Raw genomic sequence first — 23,694 nt, forward strand, 5'->3', positions numbered from 1 at the left:
ATCATGCTAATGATGTTAAGTTATACTATAACTGAGTAACAGCAAAATAGAAATGAGGAGTGGACACATATGGTTCATCAAATTCGTGAAATCGGTATCAATGATATAGATCCATTTGTAAAATTATTAACTACTATCTATGATGAATCTGAATATTTAATATATAATCCTGGTGAATATGCGCCATCTAACAGTGATGCCGTTTCAAACTTGGAACATTATATAACATCACCGTCCAATGCGATATATGTTGCCGAAAATAACGGAGAACTTGTTGGTTTTTCAATCGTAACAACTGAAAAGTTTGAACGTACACGTCATGAAGCACATTTTTCAATGGGTGTTATTAGACACTATCGCGAAAAAGGGCTTGGCCAATCACTTATTAATTCTATTGAAGCATGGTGTTTAAACCATAACATTCGCCGCATTGAAGTTTCTGTAGTCCCTGAAAACGAAACAGCGGTAGCTTTATTTAAAGCTGCTGGATATCAAATTGACGGCGAACTTCGAGATAAACTTTATATCGATGGGCGTTATTTCAATAAATATATAATGTCTAAGTTATTACTTTAGTCTACCTCAATGTTTATATATTAAACGTTTCACTATTCTTGTTTAAGTATAAATTAATACATGGGAATGGAACAGCAATCCAATTTTGCTCATAACATTTCGTTGTATGAGCCCACGACTAGAACTAAAAACAGCTTATAGTTTCCATTACAGGAGATCTATAAGCTGTTTTTTTGAAATCTTTTATATAACTTTATTACGTCTAGTTGATTTTACTGTTTACTCATTAGTAAGGATTCAATTGAACACCCTCAGGATTTTTTGATTCGGGCTTCAATTCTCTCTCTACACCAGAAGCGCTTGTATTTCTACTTAAGAAACTCAATGTATCTTTCATATTTTGCTGTGACTCCGGTAATTGCATATGAAATTGGTATTGATGTCTCAAATTATGTGATCCATCATAAAATAGTTTATCAACTGGAACATCTTTTTCTTTTAGTTTTTTATAAAAATCAATGTTTTGACTATAAAATGGATCTGCATCCCCTACTGATAAAAATGTCGGTGGATAATCTTTTGTCACTTGGTTTATCGTAGACATTTCACTGATATATTTAAATTGTTGTTCCCAATCTCTCTTGCCAGTGTAACTTTCCATAAAGAGCTGGATTCTAGGAAACTCTGTTTCTTTCACCGTTTTCATATCATAAAAGCCACCAAAAAAGATTGCTGCTTTTATTTGTTCCGGTTCAAACTGTTGGTTAAACTCCATATCTTCTCGTAATGATTCATTTGTTTGGATAGCTGTAAATTGACTGGATAATTGGGCGCCTGCTGAGTCACCACCGAAAACAACTTGATCAAAATCTATAGGCAACTCATGTTTATTCTGTTTGATAAACTGAACTGCACGATCAATTTGTTTTAACTGTGTTGGGTATTTATAGTCAGGTGCAAGTGCGTAATTAATATTCACTACGATATAACCTTGTTCAGCAAATTTTGATAATAACGGATTTTTATATTGTTTATCTCCTGCGATAAATCCTCCACCATGTAACCAAAAAATGACAGGCAATTTATTATCTTGATCTAATTCAGTAGGCGTTAAAATATCTAAGCGACTATTGGGTATCCCACTGCTATAAGTTATATTAGTAAATGCATTTACATTTTCATTATTAATTTGTACTTTTTCTTTAAATTCTTGCGCATTTTGTCGGTCATATTGTTGCTTAAGTAATATTGCAATCACAATTGCAACGACAACAAAAACAACAATAGCGATAATTGTCCATTTATGTTTTTTCTTCATGCTCGACCTTCCCTTTCGCATGCATTGTATCATAATTAATAATTACGTAGTAGTATTTATTTGAACGATTATAATAGACTAAACTGCCTTCTTCTTTATTTTAAAAATCAAATTGAGCAACTAACGTTTATAATTATAAATTCATCTCTATATAGGTTCATATCATATTTCAAAACAATAAATGGCTGCTAGATATCCAATAGGATTCTAACAGCCATTTATTAAATCTAGGATTTATGTCCTAATTTTATTTATACTTTATTTCATCACGGTTACGCTATGTGATCTTTATTTTGATTTTTTCTTGAATAGTATTTAATAAGTACTGCAATAACTACAACTAAGCCAATTACACCCATGATTGGATATAAGAAGTTAATTAAGTCTGCGAAACCTACGAAACTTAATGCATAAGCTACGAGCACCATTGCAACTATAAACACATGATAATTTTTACTATATGGTTCTGTAAATCTTGCAGCAAACGAATACATTAAACCAAGAATTGTATTGTACATAACTGCTAACATAATAATAGATAATACTAAACCAATCCAAGGATGAATTTCATTTGCTAACGTTAGTGTTGGAATAGAAGCATCTTTAATTGTCGTATACTCTGATTGTAATGCAAAGTTAATTAGCGCTAGTAATATTGTATATACAACACCACCAAATAATGCACCTGCACCAGATATTTTACGTTTGGACGCGTCTCCACCAATCGCAACAATTGTACTAAAACCAACTGCGAATGCTAACCCACCATAAATAATACCGTAAAAGATACCTTTCCAAATACTCGCCTCTGGAACTGTTTGGTTCACTTCTGCAAAGGAAATATTTCCATTAAATAAGTAAAATACTGCAATGATAACAACTAAAATAATTAAGAATGGCGTTACCATACCTAACGCACGTACGATTTTGTTAAAGTCCATTAATAATGTAATGTAGATAACAATCACCATAATTAATGCACCTAACCACGTTGGTATGCCAAAACTTTCTTCAAACGTTGATCCTGCACCTGCAATCATCGTGACTGAGATACCAAATAAGAAGAAGATAAGTAAATAGTCAATTATCTTACTAAATACACCACCGAATAAATAATCTAAAGTGGATTCATGATTTTGCGCATCGAATGCAGTACCAATCTTAGCAACTTGTCGACCTGCAAATCCTAATATCAATCCTGATATAATAACTCCTAGATACGACCAAAGCCCATAAGGAGTAAAGAATTGCATTACTTCTTGTCCCGTTGAAAAGCCAGCACCTACTACGATACCAACATAAGCGAAACCAATTTTTATAGCTTCTTTATTCAAGCCCATGTGATTTATAACCTCCTCTTAAGTTAACACATTGAGTTATTATAACGCACTGTCATTATTTTGCAACACGACAAATTTCAAATTCACACTATTAATTAATTTTTACACTAATCATCTAGTGAATTTACATACATTTAAAAATTCATTTTTATTTTTAAATATAAATAAAAACTCTGTATTATCAAGCTCACAACAGGTTGAGGCTTTTATTCTCTGTAATTTTATACATTTATTATGCACTTGTTATCTCTACTTAAAAACTATAAATTTTTTAAATTTTTTATTGCTTTCAAGTTAACCATATATCACAATATTTAAATTGTCACTGTATTTCTATAATTTTAGTGAAATTTTATTATGTATATGCAACCTAATAATGCTTTTTAGAAAAAATAAAATTAAAAACCGAAAACCTCAATTTAAAAAAGAGATTTTCGGTTGAATATGTTTTTATTGCTAAGCATGTTAATTAATGTGCATTTTTATAGCGATTTAGTTCATTAAAGTCTACAACGACATTATCCATACGTTTAGCCGTTTCTTTAAGCACATTACGCGCAACACTATTAGACGGATCTAATTTTAGTATTTGTCGAGACACATCAAATGCTTTTTTATCAGAAATGACTGGTTCAGGAACTGCATGTAACAATAACATTTGTAACAGACTTTTTACTTCTTTACTGTCCGTAAGTTTTATGGATGATTCTGCATGATAATAAGCTGAGTCCAATGCACCTTGTAATTCACTTAATGGATAAACTAATAATAGAAAAGCTAAATCATGCATTTCTGCAGTTTCTTCTACTTTCATCATATCTAAAATACATGTGTAAAACATGACACTTTCTACTTCATGTGCACTTGAAATGTACGCCTCTTCAAATTCCATAAAATCTGTCTGGGACATTAAACGTTTTACTGACTCGAATTCGCCGTTTAAGACATGCTTTTGTATTAAATCTTTCATGGCAATGTCCTCCTAGGTATCCAGATTTCTATAACAGTTAGGTTCTATTCTACCACAGACTATTTATATATTCATATAAAAATGAAACTTTTTGCCATATTAATTGAAGTCCTTATAATATATTAATTACCTAACCTTTACCAATAGTCTATCAACATCAATAAGTAAATTATTTATCCGAAATTGCGTTTCAAATCATCAACAATTTCTTCGATAGAACCGCCTACTGATAATTTAACAGCAGCTGTAAAACTACCTTCAACAATCGGTGCATCGACTTTTTCTACTTGATACTTACCTTCATACATTTCAATAGCTAAATCTAAGTTCATTTCTGCAGAACCAATATCATAGAAACAAAGTGCATCATCGTCTAAATCATTAATCATTTCTTGTATATGATCGTAAGATGTTCCAATTTTACCTTCAACGCCACCCTGTATTAATATTGGAACATCTCCTGCCATTTGTTCCAATAATGCTTTTGTACCGTTTGCAATATCTTCACTATGACTCACAATTACAATTTTCGTCATAATTATTCATCTCCAATCAATGCGTTTAATATATAAACACTACTCTGTGCACCAGGGTCAATGTGACCTTTTGATTCTTCTTTAAAATACGATGCTCTGCCTTTTGTAGCAACGATATCTTTTGTTTCGTCTGCGTATGTTTGTAGCACATCTGCATTTAAAGTTTCTCCTTGTTGTACCGCTTCGTTTGCGCGTTCTATGACGTCATACATTGTTTTCTCATTTAATTCAACTTTACCTCTTTGCTTAATTGCTTCAGAAAATGAATTCAATACTTCTTTTAAGTTTGTAGCATCTAACTCATCGCCAACAACTTGAGACATTTTCACAAAACTAAAACCATACAGTGGGCCTGAAGCACCACCGATATTAGACATCAATGTCATACCTGTAGACTTCAATAAATTTTGCATGGAACTATCATCTATTTTCTCTGGTAATGCTTTAAATCCTCTAACCATGTTCACTCCATGGTCACCATCGCCTATAGCTCGATCTAATTCTGTTAATAGCGCTTCTTTTTCTTCAAACACTTCTACTAAATTAAGTAATCTTTCCTTTAATTCACTTACATTCATTTATGTTCCACTCCTTATCGTATCTATGACTTATTAATTAAAGTAAGGACTTGCTGTAGACTCAGTTAAAGCTGTTAACACTTCTTCTGTATATGGGACTAATGTTAAAGATAAGCCTTGCATATCTAATGCAGTCATATAATCTCCCACAAACCAATGTACAACATCAATATGCTTTTCTTGGAAATTTTCTGCTACATATTTTGCTGCTATATTAAGTTCAGATAATGGTGTTGCACCCATACCATTCACCATAACGATAAGTTTTTCTGAGCTTACTTCTTCCATTAAAGCTTTAATTAATCGCTCGACAATTTGATCTACAGCTTCCACTTTTTCTCTAGATAATCCTTTTTCTCCATGGATGCCTACACCGATTTCCATTTCATCACTTTCAATATCAAATCCATATTGTCCAGTTGTCGGTACCATTGGCGCAGTTAAAGCCATACCTAATGTTTTTACACTTGGTAAAAATTGGTCTACTTTTTCTTTAATGTTAGTTAATGACTCACCCTGGTCTGCTAAATATCCAGCATATTTATGTGCTAATACTGTACCAGCAACGCCTCTTCTTTTATCATCATCGCTTACTGCAATATCATCCTTAACAATAACTGTTGCTACTTGTATGTCTTCCATCTCTGCCATTTCTTGTGCCATTTCAAAATTCATAACATCACCAGCATAGTTTTTTACTACAAGTAATACACCATCTCCATTATCAACTGCTTTAATCGCACTTAGAATTTTATCAGGTGTTGGTGATGTGAATACTTCACCACAGACAGCAGCGTCGAGCATCCCTTCTGCTACATAACCAGCATGTGCAGGTTCGTGACCACTTCCACCACCAGAAACTAGAGCAACACCTTGCTTTTTCTTCTCTTTTCTTACAACAACAGTATCTGCAATGACTTCAATTTCATTATTCGTTATCGAAAGTCCGTCCAACATATCTGTTAAAAATTGTGTTTTATCTTTAATTAGTTTTTTCATAGAGATGACCTCCTAATTTGAATGTTCATTTATAGTATACCCTACACATGAATGCAAACGCTAACATATGAAAATTGATAATGATTTCTTTTGTAATTATTACCAAAAATATTAAAAAAAGAAGCTTGGACATGTACTTTTGTCCAAACTCCTTTTTTTAATATTTATATTGATTTTGATTTATACATTAAATATAAGAAATAAGGTGCACCAATGATTGCGACGACGATACCAGCTGGGATACCTGAAGGTTGTAATATCACTTGCCCCACCGTATCTGCTAACACGAGTAAAAATGCACCTATTAATATTGAAATAGGTAGAAAGAGTTGGTGTCTTGGACCAACAATCGATTTAGCGATATGTGGTCCTAACAAGCCAATAAAGCCAATTGAACCCGCTACTGAAACAGCAGTAGAAGATAATATAACTGCAACGAGTAATAATACAATACGTTCTCTTCCAATTTTTACGCCTACACCTTGAGCTATGTGTTGATGTGTATTTAATAAATTTAAAACATTAGACTTAAATAATAAAAATGGAATTAATATGAGAACCCATGGTAAAAACGCAATTACAAATGCCCATTCATCACCCCAAATATTACCCGCGAGCCAAGATGCAATAAACTCTGATTGATCTTCATCAAATGTGGACATCAAAGTCATTGAACCACCACTTAATGCAGTAGCCATGCCTACCCCTACAAGTACCATGCTTGAAGGGGTAATACCTTCACCTTTATTATAACTAAACGAGAAGATAATAAGTGCTGTTAAGATGCCACCAATCATGCTTATGATTGGTAGAACATAGACAAAGTTTCCAGCATCTACATTCCCTATAACCATAAACAGCGCTATAGCAAAACCACTACCTGCGTTAATGCCTAATATACCTGGCTCAGCTAACGGATTCTTGGTAACACTCTGGATAATCGCGCCACTCATAGCTAATGCCGCTCCAGCTAAAATCGTAATAATCATCCGTGGCATTCTAAATTCCATTAATATCAATGTATCGGTATATGCGCCTTGACCAAATAAGGTCTTAAAGAACGTACCTACCGACATCTTATACTCACCTGAAGTCATACTCCACGCACAAGCGAGAAGCACAAGTATAATCAGAATCACCATTGTTAACCATTGTTTATATCTCAGTTTCGGATCTATCATGAGAAGCGACCTCCTCTTTTAACTAAATACAAGAAGTAAGGTACACCTATAAAGGAAATAATGGCTCCAACTGGCGCTTCACCTAACATACGGGCAACCGTATCAGCTACAAGCATCAACAAACCACCAACTAATGCTGTGAGTGGAATAACGCGGGCGTAGTCTGTACCGACTATATATCTCACAATATGTGGTACCATCAAGCCAACAAATGCAATTTGTCCTACCATAGCAACAGCTACACCAGCCATTACCATAGATAAAATTAAAGTGATAGCACGTGTAAACGCCACATTTTGCCCTAAGCCTTTAGCCAATGTTTCACCTAAATTTAAAATCGTTAATTGTTTACTCATACTCACCATAATGATAAGCGCCACCAAAATAAAAGGTGCTGCCCACATCAACTGATTCCAAGTTGTTCCAGATACACCGCCAGCACTCCAAAATGTTAAACTTTGGTTCAATCTAAATAATAGCGCTACGCCTTGACTTAAGGCTGTTAGTAACGCACTAACTGCTGCTCCGGCCAATATAATTCGCATCGGGTTAAAACCATCGCTTCTTGATCTTCCTATCATTAAGACGAAAAAGCCACCTATGAGCGCACCAATAAAGCCTGCTAACATCAATATGATGAATGGTGCTGACGGATAAAATGCGAAGGTCAGTGCCAGCATAAATGAAGCACCAGCATTTAGTCCAATTAAACTTGGATCCGCTAGACCATTTTTAGTAACCCCTTGAATTACAGCGCCTGAAGTTGCTAAGGCAACCCCTACTAAGATTGCTCCGAGATCCCTTGGAATACGTATTTCACTTATAATATTATGTTGTTGGTTTTTAGGATTATAATTGAACACTGCCTCGAATATAGTAGATATATGGATTTTTGCATCCCCATATAGAATCGACACAATTAAAGCAACTACTAATAATATAAACACTATTATAAATGTAGTTGTAAAATTCAACTTGCCCTTTTTCTTTGTGGTCATAATTAGCCTCTAAACTTCCGAATAACTTTTTCTACATAAATCGTACGTCACTAGCATAGGTTTCCCTGTTCTTGGATCTGTGCTAATTTCAACATCTATATTGAATACTTTTTCTAAAATTTCTTTAGTTAATACCTCTTCAGTCTCACCATTAGCAACAATATTTCCATTTTTCATAGTGATTAAATGGTCTGAAAATCGCACAGCTTGGTTAATATCATGTAAAACCATAACAATAGTACAACCTTGTTCTTTATTTAATTGCGTGATTAACTCTAAAATTTCTAATTGATGTGAAATATCTAAAAATGTCGTTGGTTCGTCTAAAAAGATAATATCTGTACGTTGCGCCAATGCCATAGCTATCCATACTCTTTGACGTTGACCTCCGCTTAAATCATTAATAGGACGTAGCCTAAATTCATATGTGCCTGTAACTGACAACGCCCAATCGATTTCTTTTTTATCTTCTGCTGAAAGACGTCCAAATCCTTTTTGATGAGGGAAACGTCCATAGGATACTAATTCTCCCACTGTAAGGCCATCCGCAACTTCAGGAGATTGTGGTAAAATCGCAATTTTTTTAGCAATATCTTTGGTTGCTTGTGCGTGTAAGTTCTCACCATCTAATTTGATTACGCCACTTTTAATAGGTAATAATCTCGATAACGCTTTCAATAATGTGGATTTGCCACAACCATTCGGCCCTATAATTGATGTGATTTTACCGTCAGGTATATGGATATCTAAGTTTTCAACAATTACGTTCTCCCCATAACCAATAGTAACTTGTTCTCCTTCTAAGCGACTCATAAATTCCCTTCTTCCTATATAAATAAGCATAATGCACTATATATTTTTTTTACATTTAATTTGTCTCAATTCATCGTATATATCATTAGTTCAATTTAATAAATGATAATCATTATCACAGATGACATTATATCATTTTTTATATATTATGACTATTAAATCTCATCCTTTTCAACGCTCTTTTTGATTAATTTAATATACATTAAAAAGAGACAATATCCCTTTTATAATCTTATATAATGTTAAATTACGTTAAAAATAACTAGTTGTTTCACCATTAATATAATAACTTCAATATCCACCAGACAGCTATCTAGATAATCTAACAAAACCCATAAATTACAGGTTTAAGTTGTGACAGCAAAAGGCGTACTTAAAAAAACTGCCATGAGGTCAGGAGACTTCATGGCAGTATAAAAATCTTTATTTATATTTCAAGCACTTATATTTTAAAATAAGTTAATGTTCATCAATCAAGAAACCATTACCATAAACATCACGCACATCATGAATAACTAAAAAGGCTTCCTCATCTATATTTCTTATCAAACGCTTCGCCTTGGTAACTTGTGTTTTAGTAATTACAACATAAAGTATATCTTTATCTTGTTTAGTGAAATAACCTCTACCATTTAAAATAGTCAGTCCACGCCCAACTTGTTCATCAATGACTTTTGCTATTTCGTCAGGATTGCTTGAAATAATTGTCATTGCTTTCTTCGTATTTAGACCTTCTATTACATATTCCATTACTTTAGTACCAATATACAATGAAATAACTGTTACTAGCGCGCTAGAAATTGGAATTACTGTTAGTGAAATTGCTACTACAATTAAATCAAAGAATAGCAATGCATATGGTGTACTTATATCCAAATATTTATTAGCAATTCTTGCTAAAATCGTTGTTCCAGCTGTTGTACCACCAGCAAGTACAATAACACCGATACCCAAACCAACGCATAGACCACCAAATACCGCATTAACTAATATATTTCCAGTTTCAATTTGCCAACTTGCTGTTAATTCTAAAAATATCGATATTAATATTGTAGCCACAATCGTTAAATACATACTTCTTTTACTTAAAAATTTATAACCAATTGCAATAAGCACAGCATTAAATACAAAATTGGTAATACCAGGAGAAATATGAAAGGCATAGTATAGTACGATTGCTAAACCAGTCACTCCTCCTTCACCTAAATCAGCAGATATAATAAATGTATTTACCCCTGCCGAGAATGCAAATGATCCAAATAGGACTAATATTAAATCACGTACTGTTTTATTCACCTACACGACCCCCTTGTATTTGCTTCAATCAATTGAATGTTAGCAAAAAATGACCAATACCACAACATCCACCAGCATAAAAACACATGAAAATTATATTCAAAAAGCAATTATAAAGTGAATTATAAAATTAAGTTTTTCAATTTTTAAAAATTCTGAATTTTCGGTTTACTTTAGCGCATTCCTTTGCTATAATAAAATCTATCTTCTTATTGATAGCCAATAAGAAGCCATCTCCTTTGTGTTGTTTATAGTAACAAACAAAACAATTTTTGCTCGAGTATATTAATGGTACCTAGTCCTTACTATTAATATATAATTAATTCATTTCCCGTAAAAGCCAAGTAATGATGAATGTGTCTCCTCACTTCATTTACTTGGCTTTATTTTTATGTGAAATGTTTAACTATGAAGTATTTTCAAAAACGTAAAAACTACCCACAAAGTTTTATTGTCTATAATTTTAGAACATTGGTAAACCACTCGTTGTAAAAGCGTGCATAAAAAAATGCCAACAAAGTCTCCGACTTTGTTGGCATTCTGAAACTATATTTTATCTACAACTTCTTACCAAGCAAACAATCCTACAAACCCTGCAGTCATTAATGACACTAAAATACCTGCAAGTAATAACATTGGCACGTATTGAGATACGAAGTCTGATGTTTTTTTATCAACAATACCTTTTAAAGTACCTATGATCATACCGATTGTTGAGAAGTTCGCGAATGATATCAAGAATGTCGTAATAACAGCTCGTCTATGAGGAGAATAAGAATCTATTACATCTTTAATTTGCCCCATTACTACAAACTCATTCGTTACAATTTTCTTCGCCATTTGTTGTGCTACAATCCATGCTTCATCCCACGGTAAACCAAGCAGTAATGCGAATGGATACATGAATGCACCTAATATTTGATCTAAGCCAAAGCTTCCTTTAAGACCTGCCCAACCACCTATAATACCTGTTAGCAAGTTGATAAAGCGATCAATCAAATCAGAAAGTGCTACAAAACTGATAACGAATGCAACAATAATTAAAATTAATTTACCAGCATTTAAAACTGAATCTCCTAAGAATGAGAAGAATGGTTGACGCTCTATTTCATCATTGCGAATACTGTAAATAATATCTTCTTTTTCCTCTACAGATACAGGATTTAAAATTGAAGACACAATAATCGCATTAATGATATTTAATGGAATTGCCGTCAATACTAAATCTCCCGGCACCATAGACACATATGCACCTACAATCGCACCAGATACCGAACTCATCGACATCATTGCGACTGTTAGTACACGCGTTTCTTTCATTCGTTTCAATTGTTCATTTGATACTGCAAGTGCTTCAGTATTACCTAAAAACATCATTTCTATCCCAAAGAATGATTCGAATTTAGGTTGGCGCGTAATTTTAGCTAATACCCAGCCAATTGCACCAATTAATTTTGGTAATATATTGAAATACATCAAAATATCAAATAATGGAACAACTAATAATATAGGAAATAACGCACTTACTGCCATATCCATCGCGCCAGGTTCTACCCAACTCGCAAAAGCGAAGCCAGTCCCTGCATGGGCAGAATCAATTACCCAAGAAATTCCATTTGCTAAACCTTGTACAGCTGTTTTTCCCCAAGTAAAAGACATAAAGAACCAAGCTAAGAATAAATTTAAAACGACTAATATCCCAATCGATTTCCATTGGATATTTTTTTTGTTTCTAGAAAATAATACAGCAAGCCCTAAGAAAACAAATAATCCAATTATGTTAATCACTAAAAACATAATACACCCACCATTCCTTTTTAAATCGATGATAACAATGAACTTCTAAAAGTAACTTGTTGCTATGTATCGGAATAACTAAAGCAAACACATTAAATGATTGTCAAAGCAGATAATGGCACATTTATAACAATCTTTAATGTGTTTACTTTTATATTACTTATCCCTGTTTAGTTAATTCAGTTATTTATAAATTTAGTTATATACTTTTCAAGTCATCGTTTCTTAATAATGCACAATAATTATAGCATGTATGGACTTTATATAAAATAACAATTTTATAGTTCGATTATCACAGTGAGAAACATAATTTCAAACGGGAAATGTCCGAGTTTTCTTATGAAAGCGAATACATCAATGTGGTTTTCAAACGTGTTTTTCGCTTTTTACTATTTTGATAAATTTTGCGTGCGTACAAATTGTTGATATTTTTCGTGATTTTCCATTAATTCTTGATGGCTTCCTTTACCTGTAACTTCACCACCATCAATAAAGATAATTTGTTCTGCTTTTTTAATAGTAGAAAGTCTATGTGCAATAACAACTGTCGTACGATTTTCCATTAGTTCTTCTAATGCATCCTGAATTTTACGTTCACTTTCACTATCTAAATTGGCAGTAGCTTCATCTAGTAATAAAATATCTGGATTTTTAACAAAGCTTCGTGCAATATCTATACGTTGACGTTGTCCACCAGATAATTTCAAACCACGTTCGCCCACTATCGTATCGTAGCCATCATCAAATTGTTCGATAAACTCATGACAATTGGCTAACTGTGCATAATGGATTAGCTCATCCTCTGTCACTTCACGGTTGATACCGTACAAAATATTATCTTTAATCGTACCATTCATTAATGCGTTAGATTGCATCACGTAACCAATTTTCTCACGCCAATCTCCTAGCGAGATATCGTAAATAGATTTACCACCATATGTAATGTGACCCTCTTCAATTTCATACATACGTTCTATAATATTAAAGATTGTACTTTTACCTGACCCCGATGGCCCAACGAATGCTGTTACTTTGCTTGGTGGTATATCAAAAGAGACATTTGAAAGTATCGGTTTAACGCCATATTTAAAATCAACATTTGCAAATGTTAGGCTACCATCAATGATTTCGCTTCCTTGATTTGACTCCAGTGGTTCGGTAGGTTCTTCCATAATTTCATAAATACGGCTACTAGCACCTACTGCTCTTTTATAATCCGTCACTAAAGTAGATAAATTAACGAGTGGCGCAGAAAGTTGAATAACGTAGAAAATCATTGCAATTAATGTTCCAGCCGTAATCGCACCAGTAGAAATTCTAATCGCACCAAAACCTAAAATAATAGCTATCGTAAGTAACATGATCATTCCAGTTATAGGTTGTATGATAGCTGTAATTTTTGCTTGTTTTAAACCTAAAAAATAAATTTCTTTCAAATTTTTATGCGCATTATCCAATTCAAGCTTTTCAGTACTTGATATTTTAACTAAGCGCATTTCTGTTAATACGCGGCCAAGCAAACCACTAAAGTTAGCAATTTCTGATTGCGTTTTTTTAGATATATTTTGCATAATCTTACCTAAAGGTATCATGATAAGAATAAATAATGGGATTGTGATAAAAGTTAATAATGTCATTTTCCAATCCATTATAAAAAGCATAATTAACGAACCTATAATTGTTAATAAGGAAGGTAATAAATTGGGCAATTTACGCGAGATAAATTCATTTATTACTTTTGTATCATCTGTTAAACGACTCATTAATTGACCGCTTTCGTTTTGATCAAAGAATGGCATTTTCAAATGAATAATATGTCGCCATAGGACTGAGCGAATGGCATAAATAATCTTTTCACCAATCTTACTTAATAAATATAAGCCTAAACCACTCAGTAACGCATTTATGATAAATATAGCTATAAATGCGGCAATGAACATCCAGTTAATATCTTCAAAAGAAAATTCATCAACAAGTTTACCAGTGAAAAAAGGTACGGCTAGTCCTGTGATACTACCTAATGAAGAAATTGTTACAGCAATCACAATCAGCCCCACTGGCCAAGATAATTTTTTAAATAAGTAGAACAATGGATTCTCTTGCTTCATGTTTATTACCTCTTCTAAAATTATTTTGAAATTCAGTTACTATTTAATGAAAATGAGCAGTTCACCATAATAGTAATACAGATGTTACGCATACAACTCCACACAACAAGGTTTCATACAATCATTTATCTATAGCACAACAAGGCTAAAAACCATTGTTATAACATTTTATTATTGACCTAAATGTGCTAAGATATTTCTATTGCACTAAAACTGAATATATTAAGAGGGAATGTAATTATGAGAAAGTTAATTCTGACAATCATAACTGTACTCTTCGTTGGTACAATTATAACACCTTTTGCCGATGCAGAAACAGTAACACCTACTCAAGCGGCAAACCAATATGGTCAAAGTGTTTCCGAAGACTACCAACCAGAAGGTGCAGTTAATGTTGCACAAACAGGTCAAATTCTTTATCAGTATCAGATGGATAAAGATTGGTACCCTGCTTCAATGACCAAGCTGATGACAATGTACCTCACACTTGATGCAGTCAATAAAGGAAAGTTATCTTTAGATGATACTGTAGAAATTACAGAAGATCATTATCGAATGTCCACTTTACCAAAAATTAGTAACACGAAACTATATCCAGGTGAGACATACACTATCAAAGAATTACTTCAAATAACAGTCTCAAACTCTAGTAATGCTGCTGCACTTATTTTAGCAAAAGAAGTTTCTGGTAATGTTTCAGATTTTACAGACGCAATGAATGAAAAAGCAAAATCTCTAGGCATGAAAAACACTCATTTCGTTAACCCAACAGGCGCAGAAAACACTCTGTTAAAGGATTTTACGCCAGAGAAATATAAAGATCAACAGAGTTCTACATCAACAGCGAAAGATTTTGCTATTTTATCACAACGTGCAGTTCAAGACACACCAAAAATCCTACACTTTACAAAACAACTTGCACCTACACAACACGGCGTTACTTATTACACCTTCAACCATTCACTTGAAGGTGCTGATATGAGTTTAGAAGGTACTGACGGTTTGAAAACTGGTTCAAGCGACATCGCAGATTACAACCACACCATTACAACCGAACGTGATGGTTTTAGAATTAATCAAGCTATCATGGGAGCCGGCGATTATAAGTCGCTCGGTGGAGAGAAAGAACGTAATAAGATTGGGAACGCCTTAATGAATATGTCTTTTGATCAATATAAACGTGAAAAGATATTATCTAAAGGTGAACAAGAAATTAATGGCGATACGTATTATGTAGAAAAAGACCTTTATGATGTGTTACCAAAAGAGTTTGATAAAAATGATTACAAACTCGTGGTGGAAGATGGCAAAATACATGTTGATTATGATCGAGAATTTATTTCTGATAAATATGGTCCACCAACAGTAAGTGTGAAAAAACCACTCGTTCATAAAACAACTACAGTTGTCCAATCATCATGGGGTGACCATCCAATACTAACATTGCTGGGTACGGTCTTAATCATTACTGCACTTGCAATTATTGTTTATCTCATTTTAGATAAATTCAGAAAAAAATCAAAACGTAAATAATTAGTCTTGCTCGTTGAATAGCACTGCTCCTATTCAATACATTTAACTTAAAACCACTTTCATTAAATTCGATTTAAAATGAATTTATATGGAAGTGGTTTTTTCAATATAAAAACCCAAGTCATCTCAATTTTGTGTAAACACAAAAACGAGATGACTTGGGTTAGTTAACTTTAATATTCAGTTTTAAAAAGTGATGCCTTCGACAAAAAATCTATATCAAACTCACTTTATTTTTCTGCGTCACCATAAAGCTCTTTTTTAATTTTAGTTGTTGAGATACCTTCTGTACGATTTAAGTAAATGACTTCACATTTCTCTTTCAAGAAATCAAATTCACCTTCCCAATCGTGGCCCATAACGAATGTATCTATTTCATAACGGTCAACATCGATTTCTTTTTGACCCCAACCGCCTTCAGGAATGACTAAATCAACGTAACGAATTGATTCTAACATCATTTTACGTTGTTCGTAATTGTAATATGATTTTTTATTTTTCACACGATTGAACTCATCCGTTGATAATGCTACAACTAAGTAATCGCCCATTTCTCTCGCTCTTCTCAATAATTCTATATGTCCGTAATGTAATAAATCATACGTACCATAAGTAATCACACGTTTCATAAGTATATCTCCCTTTACAGAATATTAATTTAAAATTTACATTTTTAAAAATTATAGCATATTGCTCAAAAGTTTACGAATTCTGTCATTTTTTAGCGTTTTAAATAATATTTTAATTTCATCTTTCCTCTTGATTTTGCACGCTTTGGCAGCACTTCTACTTTAAAACGATAATAATTAGGTCTACCGATTCCAACACTTAATAGTGTTTCTCTCCATTGTTGATAAAGTGCTTTATTCCATTTTTTACTCCCTTGCTCAACTACTTTAATTATTCTAAACATAGCCTTACCAGAGTAATCTGTTTTTTGCATTTCGTTGATATATGTTGTTACAGTATCTAATAATTTTTTAGTAATCACATTATTCTTTTCGATATACGCTTGTAGTAAATAACTTACTATTAATTCATCCATTCGATAGCTATAATACGTTCTTTCATCTTTAGATGACAACAAGTCCATTACACGTGTTCTTACTTTTAAAGCATCTAACATGTAAGATTCAAACTGTTCTGCACGTTGATTTGTAACAGATCCTTCTATTTCATTGTATCCATATACAATATTAGGTAATAATTGAATTTTTTTCGCCTTTTTATATGCTGTTATAATAAAACAATGTTCTTCACAAAAAACAACGTCTTCATCAAATCTTAAATCAGCAAACTGTGCACTAAACATTTTCCCACCTGGACCAATTGACTGCATGATATCAGGGCATTGCGCTAACTCTACCTTCTCTAGCTTTTGAATTTCTTGATGCGTATATATTGGTTGCCACTCACCATGTTTACCTTTAGCGATTTGACCTAAAACGATATCCACATCTTCCGCTTTTTGATAAAAATCTGCCATAAAATCAATTCTACTCGTTAAAAATTCATCATCAGCATCTAAAAACATAAATACGTCACCAGTCATATGCGCAAGTCCTTTATTTCTACTTGCAGCTGCACCTTTGTTCTCCTGGTTAATTAGCGTAATATTTGGGTACTCTTTTTGTAATTGCTCTAGAACTGTTCTACTCTCATCGGTAGAGCCATCATTGATACAGATAATTTCATAATTTTGTTTCGTATCTACCGATGCAATCGCTCTACGAATTGTACTTGCTGCATTATATACAGGAATTATTATTGATATTTTCATAGTTTCACCATTTCCTCTATATAGTGAATGACTTGCGTTAAACTATCTTTAGCATTGTACTCATGCCAAGTTTCAAATAGTGGAGACCATACTATACTATTTTCTTGTAGTTTACGCACTAACTCATCTTCACTATAAGCTTTATATTGGGCGGGTATGTCATAATAAAATGAATTCAAACCGCGTTCCTTTTCATATTGCTTCTCATCGTATACATAAAATAATGTAGGTTTATCTAAAATACTTGCTTCAATTGCCAATGAACTATAATCACTTATAATCACATCTGCCATAATCATCAGAGATTGCAAGTTAATCGTTGTTTGATTATCGTTTGCTATAGAGGGATGTAATTTACTCAATAAAGTATAGTTCGGCAGTGCAGTTTCAAAATTCACTTTATCAATATTACGGTTAGATTGCTTATGTTCTCTATATGTCGGCACATATACTGCTACTTTTCCTTCTATACCATATTGTTTCTTAAGCTCTTGCTGTCTTTTTTCAACATTTAATAATGTATAAGGTACTAATCTTGGCAGGCCTGTTTTTAAAAACTGTTCGTCGGCGGCTTCAAATGCATCTTTAAAACAAGTGACCATAGGTTCTCCACCAACTAAATATTTATCTGTTGCTCGGTAAACCTTTTGATACTGATTGACCATTGGTTTATTCGATAAGTCCACTTGGTGATCTTGGAGCCCAAAGTTTTTAAGTGCACCAGCAGCGTGCCACGTTTGAATCACTGTCTGATTCGTCTTTTTCTTGAAACCACCAAACATTAAATAATACGTATCAATTATTATCACCTTGGCAGTGCTTAATGCTTTAATATGTTGAAATACTTTTTTATTACCTGCAGGTAGAAATGTCACATTTTCAAATTGTTGTATATATTTTCTATTTTCTTCGTTACCTATTACTGTAATTTTATATAATTTTCTATTTAACGCTTCTACAATGGGCAATACATCTTCTGCAAATGTCATCATGACCACGATATGATTATTCTTCAGCTTTTTTTTACTATAAATTAAATTTAATAAGCTAATGATAAACATATAAAGCTTTTTGATTATCTGTCTCACAAATTCCACCGCCAATTTAAATTTCGACTACTATTGTTTACATTATATCTGTCTTACACTAAAAATTATAGAAAAATCCTTTAACAACTATTTCAGTCATTAAAGGATTCATGGCTACTCAAATAATATGAGTTAGTATTTTAAATTTCAACTTACATAAAGTCTGCGAATTGATCTCTATAACGCATATGCATAATAGAACCTACTACAAATAAGAAGATAATAATAAACATGTTATAAAGCGTCAATTCCCAATGCGTAATAAAGTACCATTCTTTATGTAGCACTGCAGAACGATATGCTTCTGCAAGATAATATATAGGATTTAATTTCATTACATCTTTTACAATGCCTTCTGGTGGCACAATCAAAATAGAAGATGCAAAGAACACCATTCTCATCAATGCTTGAATCGCTTGTTGGGTATCTTTCACAAGTACACCAAGCGTTGAAGTAAATAATGCAATTGCTGTTGTAAGAATTAGTGCAAATGGCACGTATAAAAACAGCTGCAACGTATAAATCGTAGGATAATAACCTGCTAACATACAAAGTAAAATAACTACAACAAGTAACGCAAGATGTCCATAGAATCTACTCATTACAATATACGATGGGATAATCGACAGTGGAAAATTCATTTTTGCCACTTGATTATATTTAGTCGCTATTGATTTTGTACCTTCTAATATACCTTGGTTAACAAAGAACCACATGCTAATACCTACGAGCAACCAATAAATAAATGGCACGCCATCTACCGGGCCGTTATCTCGAATTCCTAAACCAAACACAAACCAATAAACCATAATTTGCATTGCTGGATTAATCAGTTCCCAGGCTGTGCCTAAATAGTTGTTTGTATTAGTGATTTTCATTTGGAACTGAGCCAATCTCTGAATAAGATAGAAATTTTTAAAATGCTCTCTAAAAACTACCCACACTGCATTCATTTTAATAAACCACACTTTCAATCGATTTACCTTATCACATTCCATTTGCGATGTTACACTTAAATTTAATATACGCTTTATTGTCTATCTTAACAACTTTCATTTACTATCGTAAATCAGAATAGCTAAAAAGTGCTATAAATGATATATTTTTGTATACTAAGTGATGAAACAACGTTAATGAAAAAATGAGATATAAGCTATCGTAACTTTATATTTTTCATTAATTTATCTTTATAGTTGATTTTATAACGTAAGTTCAGTAAAATTTAACAACTGTATAAAACTTCACTTCGTTAAATTGTACTCACTTACTTTACAATAGGTTTATAAATTTAACAACTAATATAATATATAATATAATAAGAGTAACTGTAAATAAGGAAGGTAAAATTATGAATGTATCGGTTGATATTAAAAATGTGACTAAAGAATATCGTATTTATCGTAATAACAAAGAACGCTTAAAGGATGTCCTTCTTCCTTTTCATGAAAATAAAACTTTTTATGCTTTAAATGACTTGTCTATAACGGCACACGAAGGTGATGTCATTGGTCTTGTTGGTATCAATGGTTCTGGAAAATCTACACTAAGTAATATGATTGGTGGATCATTATCTCCTACAAGTGGCGGTATCAAACGTGAAGGCGATGTAAGTGTGATTGCTATTAACGCAGGGTTAAATGGCCAACTCTCTGGTGTCGAAAACATCGAATTCAAAATGCTATGCATGGGCTTTACTAGAAAAGAAATCAAAGCATTGACACCTGAAATCATTGAATTCAGTGAACTTGGAGAATTTATTTATCAACCAGTTAAAAAATATTCGAGTGGTATGCGTGCAAAATTAGGCTTTTCTATCAATATCACTACTAATCCAGATATTTTAGTCATCGATGAAGCGTTATCTGTTGGTGACCAAACGTTCGCTCAAAAATGTTTAGATAAAATATTCGAATATAAAAAACAAGGCAAAACTATTTTCTTTGTAAGTCATAATATGAAACAAGTCCGTGATTTCTGCACTAAGATTGCTTGGATTGAAGCAGGTAAACTTAAAGAATTCGGTGAATTAGACGATGTATTACCTGAATATGAAAAATTCTTGAATGATTTTAAAAAACGTTCTAAAGCAGATCAAAAGAAATTTAGAAGTGATTTAGATAATTCTAGGTTTGTAGTTAAATAACACTAGAATTATTACTGGTTTCATGTTAAAAAATAAAAGCGTAAATTGCAGTGAATTTAAACTGCAGTTTACGCTTTTTTACTTCTTGCGCGTTTCTTTAATTACTTTAAATATAAATCGAGGTATTGATTTCATTCTTCCTAAGCGTTTCCAATCTATAATCACACGGTAAACCCACTCTAAATTCAAGCGTCTAAATAATGCGGGCGCTCTTTTCTTCGTGCCACTAAACACTTCTATCGAGCCACCTACGCCCATCAATACTGTTTGAGTAAATGTATTCATGTGTCGTTCAATCCAGTGTTCTTGTCTAGGATATCCCATTCCCACAAAAACATAATCAGGATTAAATGAGGTGATTTGTCTTAATACCATTTCATCTGTTAAATCAAAAAAACCATGATGAAAGTCAAAGTGAATGTTTGGATACTTTTGCGCTAAATTTTGTTGTGCTTTGATAACAATTTCATTCTTTGCACCTAGTAAAAACACTTTTTGATGATTGGCATTAGCGATTTTCAAGCATTCTTCCATTAGTTCAATGCCAGGCACTCGTTCTTTCAAGGGGGTTCTAAGTAACTTAGAAGCTTTTACAACGCCTGTGCCGTCCGGGATGACATAATTCGCACTATTAATTAAATTACGGTATGTAACATTGTCCGTAGCGTAATCCACTATTTCTGGATTTGCAGTAACAATAAATAAATTTTCTGGACTATTGGATAAGAAAAACTGCTTAACATTCTCTCGCATGTCCTCTAAAGTAACATTATCAAAATATACTGATAAGACGTTTACTTTATTTAATTTGTTGCTTTCCGTCATGGTTGGTGATCTCCTAACTCAAAATACATCAAATGTAATTTAACGTTTAATTATTATTGTAATATTAACACATTACGCGATTTACAGAAATTTTAAAACTGTTCTTACTTTCATTCTTATAATATACATCAAAAGTCTAAATGCTTTCTTGTCTAAATTACTTTATACTATAGATTATGCTATGACAACCTTACTTCTTTAATAAATATGAGGTTGTTGAAATATTAAATCGAGGTAATCATATGACAAAAATACATGAATTTTTCAGTTCAGCTATTCAACTCAATTTATATTGGGTTATGATTATAGCTCTGCTTTATATAATTATTCATAATTATCGTAATAAACCGATAAACCGAATTTTAGATATATATTTAAATTACATCCCTGTATTAACACATGAATTTGGACACATTTTATTCAATAAAATAAGTGGTGGGAAAGCCAAAGATTTAGTTATCGTTGCATCTCCTACTGAACGTGTTGCTACGTCGCAACAAGGATTCGCTGTGACACAATCAAAAAGTCGCTTCGGTCAATCTATCACTACATTCGGTGGTTATATCATGCCACCACTCATGTTATTTTTAGGTTTTTTAGCTATTGAATTTCAATACCCCAGTTTATTTATAAGTGCGTACTTAATTATATTTATTTATTTTTTAATACTGACTTCAAGAAAGATACTGCCAATCTTCATGGTTATTTTACTTATTGCATTACTCTATTTTTTGTTCCAAAGTGATAATCAATTGATGATGTTTTACATTGTAAGTCTTACATCTCACTTTATATTAGGTGTCTTATTAGGCGAAGTCTTGCAATCTTCAGTCACTATTTTTAAACTGACCTTCTCACAACAACCTGTGTCTTGGGATGGTAGTACTTTAAAAGAATTAACACATGTCCCTACTTTTATTTACAGCTTAATATGGATAGCGATTAATATCTTCACCATTTATCAATTATTTCATGGGTACTTTTTTACTTAATAACTTAGCTTGAGACTGGGACATATCACATGTCTCAGTCTTATTTTTATATTAGCAGGGGCTGACTGAATTGAAAATGCGCTTATTTCAAGCTTTAAAAAAACAAAAAAAGTGGTTGCTAAAAGCAATCCACTCCAGAAATATTATTTATTTTTCAGCGTAAATATGCGCTGCATTATCATAGCTTAAAATTGTCACGTTTTCGTCTTTTTGGACAATAATCACTTTATTTGTATCATCTTTATTAATGATTTTAATTTCCTCATCAATTAATATATCTTTGCTCGATAAATATATCAGTAATTCAGTACGATCACGAACACGTTTAATCGTTACCTTATCATCAGCCTCAAATGTAAGTAAATTCGTGGTATAAAGTTCTTTGTATTTACTATCACGTGGTATCACGCCGCCGTGAGGACAAGTGATTGGATAATCTAATAATTTATCCAATCGTTCTACAAACAAATTGGATACTTTATGCTCTAAAACTTCTGCTTCTTGATGTACTTCTTCCCAATTATATTTCAATATTTTTATTAAAAACAATTCAATTAAACGATGACGCTTAATAATATCCAGCGTGTATGTTAAACCTTTATCTGAAAGCTGCACACCTTTGTATGGTTTTGTTTCAACATACCCAGTTTTTTCTAAACGGTGAACCATTTCACTGACTGAAGGTGGTTTGATGTTTAAATATTGGGATAGTGTCTTATTTGAAACAAAAAAATGATCACCATTGTGCGTTAAAATCGCCTTTAAATAGTCTTCTTTTTCTTCAGTTAGCATTATCTCACCTCTCAACTCATTCACTTCATTGTATCACGAATCGACTTGACACGCTAAATCTTCATGGTATATTATAAAATAAATTAGGTTA

22 protein-coding genes are annotated in these 23,694 nt (G+C 32.7%); 4 read left to right on the forward strand and 18 right to left on the reverse strand.

Annotated features, from left to right (window positions below; all coding sequences use genetic code 11):
• The first annotated feature begins 69 nt into the window (after positions 1 to 69).
• The gene (locus AAA453_RS12880) at positions 70 to 576 is read left to right on the forward strand and encodes a GNAT family N-acetyltransferase (RefSeq protein ID WP_069815220.1); all 507 of its coding nucleotides are present in this window, start codon (positions 70 to 72) and stop codon (positions 574 to 576) included.
• A 226-nt stretch (positions 577 to 802) separates the two neighbouring features.
• On the opposite strand, the gene AAA453_RS12885 is transcribed toward AAA453_RS12880, so the two are convergent.
• The 12 genes from AAA453_RS12885 to AAA453_RS12940 all read right to left on the reverse strand — a co-directional run bounded on the left by AAA453_RS12885 (position 803) and on the right by AAA453_RS12940 (position 14,450).
• Positions 803 to 1,834: an alpha/beta hydrolase gene (locus AAA453_RS12885; protein WP_069815218.1), complete on the reverse strand. Its 1,032-nt coding sequence runs from the start codon at positions 1,832 to 1,834 to the stop codon at positions 803 to 805.
• 272 nt (positions 1,835 to 2,106) lie between these two features.
• Entirely contained in the window at positions 2,107 to 3,174 is a 1,068-nt protein-coding gene (locus tag AAA453_RS12890; protein ID WP_069815216.1) for a YkvI family membrane protein, read from the reverse strand.
• A 469-nt stretch (positions 3,175 to 3,643) separates the two neighbouring features.
• Positions 3,644 to 4,144: a hypothetical protein gene (locus AAA453_RS12895; RefSeq protein ID WP_002508377.1), complete on the reverse strand. Its 501-nt coding sequence runs from the start codon at positions 4,142 to 4,144 to the stop codon at positions 3,644 to 3,646.
• A gap of 173 nt (positions 4,145 to 4,317) precedes the next feature.
• Positions 4,318 to 4,680, reverse strand: a complete 363-nt coding sequence (gene dhaM, locus AAA453_RS12900) for a dihydroxyacetone kinase phosphoryl donor subunit DhaM (protein ID WP_069832651.1) — start codon at positions 4,678 to 4,680, stop codon at positions 4,318 to 4,320.
• 2 nt (positions 4,681 to 4,682) lie between these two features.
• Positions 4,683 to 5,258 (reverse strand): dihydroxyacetone kinase subunit DhaL, encoded by a 576-nt coding sequence (dhaL, locus tag AAA453_RS12905; protein ID WP_069832650.1) that lies wholly within the window; start codon positions 5,256 to 5,258, stop codon positions 4,683 to 4,685.
• 33 nt (positions 5,259 to 5,291) lie between these two features.
• On the reverse strand, positions 5,292 to 6,257 hold the full coding sequence (dhaK, locus tag AAA453_RS12910; protein WP_069832649.1) for a dihydroxyacetone kinase subunit DhaK: 966 nt from the start codon (positions 6,255 to 6,257) through the stop codon (positions 5,292 to 5,294).
• A 164-nt stretch (positions 6,258 to 6,421) separates the two neighbouring features.
• The gene (locus AAA453_RS12915) at positions 6,422 to 7,438 is read right to left on the reverse strand and encodes a FecCD family ABC transporter permease (protein ID WP_277575864.1); all 1,017 of its coding nucleotides are present in this window, start codon (positions 7,436 to 7,438) and stop codon (positions 6,422 to 6,424) included.
• Positions 7,435 to 8,436 carry a FecCD family ABC transporter permease gene (locus AAA453_RS12920; protein WP_069832647.1) on the reverse strand — a complete coding sequence of 334 codons (1,002 nt, stop codon included), beginning with the start codon at positions 8,434 to 8,436 and terminating at the stop codon, positions 7,435 to 7,437. Before AAA453_RS12920 ends, AAA453_RS12915 begins: the two co-directional genes overlap by 4 nt.
• 9 nt (positions 8,437 to 8,445) lie before the next feature.
• The gene (locus AAA453_RS12925; protein WP_069832646.1) at positions 8,446 to 9,249 is read right to left on the reverse strand and encodes an ABC transporter ATP-binding protein; all 804 of its coding nucleotides are present in this window, start codon (positions 9,247 to 9,249) and stop codon (positions 8,446 to 8,448) included.
• A gap of 459 nt (positions 9,250 to 9,708) precedes the next feature.
• Complete coding sequence (locus tag AAA453_RS12930) at positions 9,709 to 10,545, reverse strand: YitT family protein (protein ID WP_021339384.1); 837 nt, start codon at positions 10,543 to 10,545, stop codon at positions 9,709 to 9,711.
• Between the two features lie 567 nt (positions 10,546 to 11,112).
• The gene (locus AAA453_RS12935) at positions 11,113 to 12,342 is read right to left on the reverse strand and encodes a NupC/NupG family nucleoside CNT transporter (RefSeq protein ID WP_021339383.1); all 1,230 of its coding nucleotides are present in this window, start codon (positions 12,340 to 12,342) and stop codon (positions 11,113 to 11,115) included.
• 389 nt (positions 12,343 to 12,731) lie between these two features.
• A complete protein-coding gene (locus AAA453_RS12940) occupies positions 12,732 to 14,450 on the reverse strand; it encodes an ABC transporter ATP-binding protein (protein ID WP_021339382.1) in 1,719 nt (572 codons plus the stop codon).
• Between the two features lie 240 nt (positions 14,451 to 14,690).
• Here AAA453_RS12940 and pbp4 point away from each other — a divergent pair, with 240 nt between their 5' ends.
• Entirely contained in the window at positions 14,691 to 15,983 is a 1,293-nt protein-coding gene (gene pbp4 / locus AAA453_RS12945; RefSeq protein WP_427705315.1) for a penicillin-binding protein PBP4, read from the forward strand.
• A 230-nt stretch (positions 15,984 to 16,213) separates the two neighbouring features.
• On the opposite strand, the gene tagD is transcribed toward pbp4, so the two are convergent.
• The 4 genes from tagD to AAA453_RS12965 all read right to left on the reverse strand — a co-directional run bounded on the left by tagD (position 16,214) and on the right by AAA453_RS12965 (position 19,804).
• The gene (gene tagD, locus AAA453_RS12950) at positions 16,214 to 16,612 is read right to left on the reverse strand and encodes a glycerol-3-phosphate cytidylyltransferase (protein WP_021339380.1); all 399 of its coding nucleotides are present in this window, start codon (positions 16,610 to 16,612) and stop codon (positions 16,214 to 16,216) included.
• Positions 16,613 to 16,704: 92 nt separating this feature from the next.
• On the reverse strand, positions 16,705 to 17,763 hold the full coding sequence (locus AAA453_RS12955; RefSeq protein ID WP_427705317.1) for a glycosyltransferase family 2 protein: 1,059 nt from the start codon (positions 17,761 to 17,763) through the stop codon (positions 16,705 to 16,707).
• Positions 17,760 to 18,851 (reverse strand): teichoic acid glycerol-phosphate primase TarB, encoded by a 1,092-nt coding sequence (tarB, locus tag AAA453_RS12960; protein WP_427705319.1) that lies wholly within the window; start codon positions 18,849 to 18,851, stop codon positions 17,760 to 17,762. Before tarB ends, AAA453_RS12955 begins: the two co-directional genes overlap by 4 nt.
• A 152-nt stretch (positions 18,852 to 19,003) precedes the next feature.
• Positions 19,004 to 19,804 carry an ABC transporter permease gene (locus AAA453_RS12965; RefSeq protein WP_069832640.1) on the reverse strand — a complete coding sequence of 267 codons (801 nt, stop codon included), beginning with the start codon at positions 19,802 to 19,804 and terminating at the stop codon, positions 19,004 to 19,006.
• A gap of 395 nt (positions 19,805 to 20,199) precedes the next feature.
• On the opposite strand from AAA453_RS12965, the gene tagH reads away from it, so the two are divergent.
• Positions 20,200 to 20,994 carry a teichoic acids export ABC transporter ATP-binding subunit TagH gene (gene tagH, locus AAA453_RS12970; protein ID WP_069832639.1) on the forward strand — a complete coding sequence of 265 codons (795 nt, stop codon included), beginning with the start codon at positions 20,200 to 20,202 and terminating at the stop codon, positions 20,992 to 20,994.
• A gap of 78 nt (positions 20,995 to 21,072) precedes the next feature.
• Here tagH and tarA read toward each other — a convergent pair whose 3' ends face one another.
• A complete protein-coding gene (tarA, locus tag AAA453_RS12975) occupies positions 21,073 to 21,819 on the reverse strand; it encodes an N-acetylglucosaminyldiphosphoundecaprenol N-acetyl-beta-D-mannosaminyltransferase TarA (RefSeq protein WP_427705321.1) in 747 nt (248 codons plus the stop codon).
• A gap of 242 nt (positions 21,820 to 22,061) precedes the next feature.
• On the opposite strand from tarA, the gene AAA453_RS12980 reads away from it, so the two are divergent.
• Positions 22,062 to 22,811 (forward strand): M50 family metallopeptidase, encoded by a 750-nt coding sequence (locus tag AAA453_RS12980; RefSeq protein ID WP_277575867.1) that lies wholly within the window; start codon positions 22,062 to 22,064, stop codon positions 22,809 to 22,811.
• 147 nt (positions 22,812 to 22,958) lie between these two features.
• Here AAA453_RS12980 and AAA453_RS12985 read toward each other — a convergent pair whose 3' ends face one another.
• Positions 22,959 to 23,603: a metal-dependent transcriptional regulator gene (locus AAA453_RS12985; protein ID WP_069815181.1), complete on the reverse strand. Its 645-nt coding sequence runs from the start codon at positions 23,601 to 23,603 to the stop codon at positions 22,959 to 22,961.
• Positions 23,604 to 23,694 lie beyond the last annotated feature (91 nt).

Source organism: Staphylococcus parequorum (genome assembly GCF_039237145.1).
Taxonomy (GTDB): Bacteria; Bacillota; Bacilli; order Staphylococcales; family Staphylococcaceae; genus Staphylococcus; species Staphylococcus equorum_A.

Bases quoted from the DNA above. Each gene is read 5' to 3' on its own strand.
- AAA453_RS12885 (WP_069815218.1), bottom strand. From the start codon at position 1,834: ATGAAGAAAAAACATAAATGGACAATTATCGCTATTGTTGTTTTTGTT.
- AAA453_RS12890 (WP_069815216.1), bottom strand. From the start codon at position 3,174: ATGGGCTTGAATAAAGAAGCTATAAAAATTGGTTTCGCTTATGTTGGT.
- AAA453_RS12895 (WP_002508377.1), bottom strand. From the start codon at position 4,144: ATGAAAGATTTAATACAAAAGCATGTCTTAAACGGCGAATTCGAGTCA.
- AAA453_RS12955 (WP_427705317.1), bottom strand. From the start codon at position 17,763: ATGAAAATATCAATAATAATTCCTGTATATAATGCAGCAAGTACAATT.
- AAA453_RS12880 (WP_069815220.1), top strand. From the start codon at position 70: ATGGTTCATCAAATTCGTGAAATCGGTATCAATGATATAGATCCATTT.
- tagD (WP_021339380.1), bottom strand. From the start codon at position 16,612: ATGAAACGTGTGATTACTTATGGTACGTATGATTTATTACATTACGGA.
- dhaK (WP_069832649.1), bottom strand. From the start codon at position 6,257: ATGAAAAAACTAATTAAAGATAAAACACAATTTTTAACAGATATGTTG.
- AAA453_RS12920 (WP_069832647.1), bottom strand. From the start codon at position 8,436: ATGACCACAAAGAAAAAGGGCAAGTTGAATTTTACAACTACATTTATA.
- dhaM (WP_069832651.1), bottom strand. From the start codon at position 4,680: ATGACGAAAATTGTAATTGTGAGTCATAGTGAAGATATTGCAAACGGT.
- AAA453_RS12965 (WP_069832640.1), bottom strand. From the start codon at position 19,804: ATGAATGCAGTGTGGGTAGTTTTTAGAGAGCATTTTAAAAATTTCTAT.
- AAA453_RS12935 (WP_021339383.1), bottom strand. From the start codon at position 12,342: ATGTTTTTAGTGATTAACATAATTGGATTATTTGTTTTCTTAGGGCTT.
- AAA453_RS12925 (WP_069832646.1), bottom strand. From the start codon at position 9,249: ATGAGTCGCTTAGAAGGAGAACAAGTTACTATTGGTTATGGGGAGAAC.
- dhaL (WP_069832650.1), bottom strand. From the start codon at position 5,258: ATGAATGTAAGTGAATTAAAGGAAAGATTACTTAATTTAGTAGAAGTG.
- AAA453_RS12985 (WP_069815181.1), bottom strand. From the start codon at position 23,603: ATGCTAACTGAAGAAAAAGAAGACTATTTAAAGGCGATTTTAACGCAC.
- tarA (WP_427705321.1), bottom strand. From the start codon at position 21,819: ATGACGGAAAGCAACAAATTAAATAAAGTAAACGTCTTATCAGTATAT.
- AAA453_RS12940 (WP_021339382.1), bottom strand. From the start codon at position 14,450: ATGAAGCAAGAGAATCCATTGTTCTACTTATTTAAAAAATTATCTTGG.
- AAA453_RS12915 (WP_277575864.1), bottom strand. From the start codon at position 7,438: ATGATAGATCCGAAACTGAGATATAAACAATGGTTAACAATGGTGATT.
- pbp4 (WP_427705315.1), top strand. From the start codon at position 14,691: ATGAGAAAGTTAATTCTGACAATCATAACTGTACTCTTCGTTGGTACA.
- tagH (WP_069832639.1), top strand. From the start codon at position 20,200: ATGAATGTATCGGTTGATATTAAAAATGTGACTAAAGAATATCGTATT.
- AAA453_RS12980 (WP_277575867.1), top strand. From the start codon at position 22,062: ATGACAAAAATACATGAATTTTTCAGTTCAGCTATTCAACTCAATTTA.